The 6436-nt window shown below is 37.3% G+C and carries 4 protein-coding genes; all 4 read left to right on the top strand.

Features of this window, described 5'->3' with window-relative positions; translation table 11 throughout:
* The first annotated feature begins 372 nt into the window (after nucleotides 1–372).
* Entirely contained in the window at nucleotides 373–2019 is a 1647-nt protein-coding gene (locus tag QAI40_RS16395; protein ID WP_304511849.1) for a cache domain-containing protein, read from the top strand.
* 338 nt (nucleotides 2020–2357) lie between these two features.
* Nucleotides 2358–3050, top strand: coding sequence for a hypothetical protein (locus QAI40_RS16390; RefSeq protein WP_304511848.1), 693 nt, complete (start codon nucleotides 2358–2360; stop codon nucleotides 3048–3050).
* A 291-nt stretch (nucleotides 3051–3341) separates the two neighbouring features.
* Nucleotides 3342–4394, top strand: coding sequence for an ABC transporter substrate-binding protein (locus tag QAI40_RS16385; protein WP_304511847.1), 1053 nt, complete (start codon nucleotides 3342–3344; stop codon nucleotides 4392–4394).
* Between the two features lie 12 nt (nucleotides 4395–4406).
* The coding region (locus tag QAI40_RS16380) for an ATP-binding protein (protein ID WP_304511846.1) at nucleotides 4407–6436 on the top strand (2030 nt) is incomplete at its 3' end.

Below are 6436 nucleotides of genomic sequence, written 5' to 3'. Positions count from 1 at the left end.
CCCCCATATTTTTTATTAATATCCAGATCATGAAGCCTGTTAACCTTGAAGGCGGTATGCTCCGATAAAAAAAACAGGTGCGCTAAATTTGAAAATAGTACGTGACCGAGAATTGCTTTGTCTGGAACACCTTGGTTACTTGAATTAACTGATTTTGATGCAGTTTTAGAAAAACCTTTTTCAATAAACGAGCTATTGAAAGTAGCCCGTCAGCTCATAGTTTAAATTCAATAATCATAAAAAATCTTAGAAAAAGCTGATTCGATCTGCGAATCAAATTTACCATCACATGAAAAGTATATGAATATAAAGATTTTTCTTGATTAGCTTTGTTAATTTTGAAACAAAGAACAAACGTATAAAGGGAATATCATGAAAAAGGCCAACCCCAATCTTCGCACGCTATTCACTATATTGTCCTTAATGGCTGTTCTGACCTTTGCTAGTGGGGGATATCTTTACTATTCAGCTGTGAAAAAATCTTTATTTGACTCAATGCACCAAAAAGCCGAAGTACAAGTGAGGGATTTGAGAAATGAACTCGACTCATATCGGATATATTTTCTTAAATCAGCAAAATTTTTGAGCAACACAAAAGAATTGAAACAATCTGTGTTACGTGGAGATCTATCTGCTATTGCTGAGACCAATGTAGTTCTGGACAATTTCCGTGATGATATAAAAATCGACGTCTGTTATTTAATTAACAATTCCGGCAACACAATAGCTTCCAGCAACCGTGACACTCCTGCCAGCTTTGTGGGAAAAAATTATGGCTTTCGCCCTTATTTTAAGCAGGCCATGCAAGGCGATCCAGCTGTCTATATGGCGTTGGGGGTTACATCTAAAAAACGGGGCATATACTTTAGTCATCCGGTTTATGGAGAGAGGAAAGATGGGCCTTGGGGGGTTGTAGTAATTAAGGCATCCATTGAAACGATTGAAAGGAAGTTCAAGGAAGCTTTCGATGGAATTGTATTGATGACTGATCCTCAAGGGGTGGTGTTTGTTTCCAGTCGTGAGGACTGGCTTTACCGTTTGTTATGGAAGGCATCTTCGGAAACGATCTTAGATCTTACCAGGTCAAAACAGTTTGGGACAGGTCCCTGGAATTGGACGGGTATGAAACTTTTGAACGAAGATACTGCTGTGGACGACTTGGGTAATGAATACGGTATTCATCAACAGGGGCTTGCCATTTCTCCTGGTTGGAATTTGATTTACTTGCATAGTCACAATGAAGTTATGAAAAAAATAAATGGACTCTTAGGCAAGACCATTGGTATTAGTGCTGTGCTATTATTTGTATGTTTTGGGCTCATTGTCTTCTTTCTTTTTATAAAAGCAAATACTGAAATTAATCAAAGAAAAAAGGCAGAGCTGGAACAGAAATTATCCTTGTCCAGACTCAAGGCAACGCTTGAATCCACCACGGATGGAATCCTGGTGGTGAACAGGAATGGGGAAACCACGGCCTTTAATGACCTCTTTGCTAAAATGTGGAACATCCCAGCCGATATTTTGGAATCCCATGACGACGACAAAGCTCTGGCCTATGTTTTGGATCAATTAAAAACCCCTGATGAGTTTATTAAAAAAGTGAAAAAACTATATGCTGACCCTGATGCAAAAAGTTTTGACACTGTACATTTCAAGAATGGGCGAATTATGGAACGTTATTCGCAGCCCCAGAAACTTGATGAACAAATAATCGGAAGGGTGTGGAGCTTTCGCGATGTTACCGAAAGAATACTGGCCCGAAAGAAACGAGAAAGTTTGATTATCGATCTCCAAAACGCACTTGCTGAGGTAAAAACCCTTAAGGGAATTTTACCTATTTGCTCCCAGTGTAAACAAATACGGGATGATAAAGGTTACTGGAATAAAATCGAAACTTACATCAAAAATCATTCAGCAGCTGAATTTAGCCATGGGTTGTGCCCTGAATGCAGTGATAAGTTATATGGCGATGAAGATTGGTATATTGAAATGAAAAAAGAAGATGAATCAAAAGAATGATGGCTACAGTCCTTGCTCTTCCAGCCTTAGCCATTCTTTCGCATTAATATAAAAAAAGCAAAGAGTATTGAAAAATGAAGTGTGCGGGATCATATGTTTTCAAACCCGTTAGGGTTCTCAAATCTTGCTAAAAAGTATCATCCTTCAAAGAAAAACAAAAACTTGTCTCCTATTATCACATTAAAAGATACATCAATCATGCCTCCGCCTTTTTTCAAGATAAAAACGTAAAAGATATAAAGAAAAAAGATATCCGTAATTTTCTGGACACCTTAAAAGTAGCAGATAAAACAAAGAAAAATTATTCAACCCAACTCCATGATTTTTGGTATAATTTTTTGTATGAAGAAGAAGAGGTCATCTTAATTTCTCAACTCCCGAAATTCCCCAAAATAGATGTTCAGCTTGGTTTTAGAAAACTTGTTGATATTAAAACCAGGGAAAAGATTGTCGATAAACTAAAGGACATGACCTACAAAAAGAATCCTAAAACCTGGCTGGCTGTTGATTTGCTTTGCACATATAATAATATACGCCCGGGCGATATCAGAAGATTAAAAGAGGGAGATATTGACCTTGAATATGGCGTTCTCACTTTTTGGAGGCCCACCAAAACCAAAAAAAATAAAGATCCCAAAGTAATCAGAATCCGTTTGCTCGATTATTATATCAATGAATTTAAAATATTAAAAAAACAATACCCTGCTGTTGATTCTGTCTTGTTTTTCCGTCGTCCTGATGGTTACCCATTCGGAAAAGATTACTTGTACCGCAACTGGAAAAAAGCTTGCGCTGAAATTGGAATATTTGACCTTGATCTTTATGGCGGCACCCGGCATTCAAGTATTACTGCAATTGCAAAAGCTGCCGGAAAAGAAACTGCCAGAAAATATTCTGGTCATAATTCAAATAAGGACTTTGATCGATATTGCCAAATTGGTGACGATGACACTTTTGATACTTCAAAACTTATGGCAAAAATTCGGGGTAAGATTGTTGACCTGAAAAAAGCAAAAGGCGAAACTAATTGATATCAAAATTATTTTCCAGGCTTTGAATAAAATCTGCTTTATCTCCAATAAAATATAATCGGATTTTGATTCTTTTGATTTTGCATTTCCCCATATAGATGAATTTAACTCGTGAAAATTTATTTACTTTGTACCACAACATATATTATTGTGATTTTTATTTAGATTGACCAGAATATTAAAAGCATTCTGGTTACTTTATGGTTTGGGGAGTGTGCAAAATATGATAAGTATTCTGGTCACAAAATTCAAAATTATTAAAAAAATCACTGATCTGTATAGGAGGGAACAATGATGATCAGAAAAAAAGAGGATGGGATACATGAACAGGGAAAAAATAAATTTTTTGTTTGGATGATAATTGCCCTTATCCTGCTTTCTCTGGTAATCACCATGCAGTTTTTTATGGGCTGCAAGCCCGGTGAATCTCCAAAGAGCCTTGAAAAAGTAAAACTTGGGTTTTCAAAATCATTTTTGTCAATTCCTGTATATATTGCAAAGGAACAAGGCTATTTTTCCGAACAAGGTCTTGATGTGGCTTTAACCGGATATAGTAGTGGCAAGTTAGCCATTAAGGGTTTGTTTGCCGGAGAAGTTGATATATCCACGGTTGCAGATATGCCTGTTGTAATTAATAGTTTCAAAAGACAGGATTTTTGTATCTTTTCTACATTTGCCTACTCATATTCGTTTGTCAAAATAATCGGACGTAAAGATAGCGGTATTAAGACGGGGTCGGATTTAAAAGGGAAAAAAATAGGAGTAAATATAGGAACATCAAGTCACTTTTTTCTGGGGGTGTTTTTAATTCATAACAGGTTGTCAATTTCCGATGTAGAACTTGTTAATATCAAGACGGTTGATATGCCGACGGCCCTGAAAAATAATGAGGTGGATGCTGTTTCCGTCTGGCAGCCATACTGTCAAGAAACCTATCGCCTGCTGCAGGATAATGCTATAGAATTGCCAAACTCGGAAATATACAGGGCAACTTTTAATTTTGTAGCACATAAAAGTTTCGCTAAAGACCATCCTGAAATTTTAAAAAAACTCCTCAGTGCAATCAATAGATCTGCCGAGTTCATTCAAAATAATAAAGAAAAATCGCAAGAGCTGATAGCTAAAAACTTTAATTTCGATAAAGAGATTGTCCGTGCAGCTTGGAATGATTTAGGTTTTAATATTTCCCTGGATCAAGCCTTGTTGATATCCTGGGATGAGATTGCACGATGGACGATTGAAAACAAATTCACCAACAGCAAAAAAATTCCTAATTATCTTGATTTTATTTACCTGGATGTCCTGGAGGCGGTTAAGCCTGAATTAATTACTATCATCCGTTAAGGAATAAGTGCAATGAAAATTAAAACTATAACACAGATTGGTATTCTTTTATGCATTGTAGTGACTGTAACGTTGGGCTTATTTATTTTTATAACAACTCAAAAAATAAACCAGAATAATAATGAAACAATATTAGCTGCAAAAATAGTCAAAGACATAGCTGAACTGAAAATCGTAATGCATGAGTATTTGCTGTATTCTGAAGAGCGATCGCTGATACAGTGGAGATCCAAATATAATCTTCTGTCACAGAGTTTTATACAAGAAAAAAACAAATTCGACTCCCAAAATCAAAAAATATTATTTAGCAAGATACATCAGAACCTTCTGCGAATTGGAATTATTTTTGGAGAATTATCTGAAGAGTTAGAAAAGGAGCCGATAAATGACAGACAAAAAGATATATATTTTTTGAAGCTTAAAAAAAGGCTGGCAAGCGAGCTGCTGGTAAGATCACAAGCTATGATTTCCCTTGTATTTCAATTGCAGCACACAATTCAAACAGAGGTTATGCTTTCTAACCAAATAACCATATCGTTGATTATTGCCTTTTTTATACTGTTTGCTTTTTTTGTCATAGGGATATTGTTTTGGATTAATAATAGTGTTGCTAAACCAATTACAGCACTTGAAAAAGGCGTTCGGATTATAGGAAGCGGCAATTTGAATCATAAAATCAGCACTGATGCAAAAAATGAAATCGGTCAGCTTTCAAGAGCATTTGATAAGATGTCAATGGATTTAAAGAGAACAACAACATCTATCGGTGAACTCAACAAAGAGATTGTTGAACGTAAGAAAGCGGAAAAAGATTTGCAGGATAGTAAAGAAAAACTCGAGCAAGCTGTTCAAGGAACTTCGATCCCAACCTTTATTATTGATAGCAACCACATCATCACACACTGGAATAATGCCTGTGAGAAATTAACCGGTTTTCCTGAGACTGAAATGGTGGGCACAAAAAAACACTGGCTTCCCTTTTATCCTGAAGAAAGACAGGTTTTGGCAGATTTGATATTAGATGGAGCAACAGAGAAAGAGATAGACGAACACTATGAGGTGAAAATTAATAAATCTACTCTGATTGAAGGGGCATATGAAGGCGAAAGCTTTTTCCCTGATCTGGGAGAAAAAGTCAAATGGCTTTTCTTCTCTGCTGCACCGTTGAGATATCAAGATGGAACTATCATTGGCGCGATAGAAATTATCCAGGATATCACCGAACGTAAACAATTTGAATCGCATCTCCAGCAAGCCCAGAAGATGGAAGCCATCGGCACGCTTGCCGGCGGTATTGCCCACGATTTCAACAACATTCTTTTCCCGATTTTAGGCTATGCAGATCTGTTATTAGCGGACATTCCTGAGGACAGCCCATTCCGGGATGGTCTGAATCAAATTCATACCAGTGCCTTGAGAGCCAAGGACCTGGTAAGACAGATACTCACCTTCGCCCGTCAGGATAGTACAGAGGTCATCCTGATGAAGATGCAGCTTGTTGTCAAGGAAGCATTAAGACTGATCAGGTCCACCATCCCCACCACCATTGATATCATACAGGATATCAGGGCGGATTGTGGTACGATCAAGGCTGATCCCACACAAATTCATCAGATTGTAATGAACCTTGCAACTAATGCCTACCATGCCATGGAGGAGACCGGAGGGGAGCTGAAAGTAAGTCTCAAAGAAGTCGAATTAGGAGAACAGGACGTAATAACTCCTGATATGACACCTGGTGATTATGCTTGTCTAACTATAGCTGATACAGGCACCGGTATGGATAAAGATGTGACAGAAAAAATCTTTGACCCGTTTTTTACAACCAAAGGAATAGGCAAAGGCACTGGGATGGGATTGTCTGTTGTTCACGGCATTGTTAAAAACATGAATGGAGCTGTCAAAGTATACAGCGAACCTGGCAAAGGTACAGAATTCCATGTTTACTTTCCAGTAGAAAAAAGTTCTTTTGAAAAACAGAATATCCAGACTAAAGAACCAGTCCAGGGTGGAACAGAACAAATTCTGCTGGTGGATGATAA

Origin of the sequence: Desulfobacula sp. (assembly GCF_030611305.1) — a bacterium.
Classification (GTDB): domain Bacteria; phylum Desulfobacterota; class Desulfobacteria; order Desulfobacterales; family Desulfobacteraceae; genus Desulfobacula.
The sequence above is the reverse complement of the archived record's forward strand: the minus strand, read 5'-3'. Positions and strand labels throughout refer to the sequence as shown.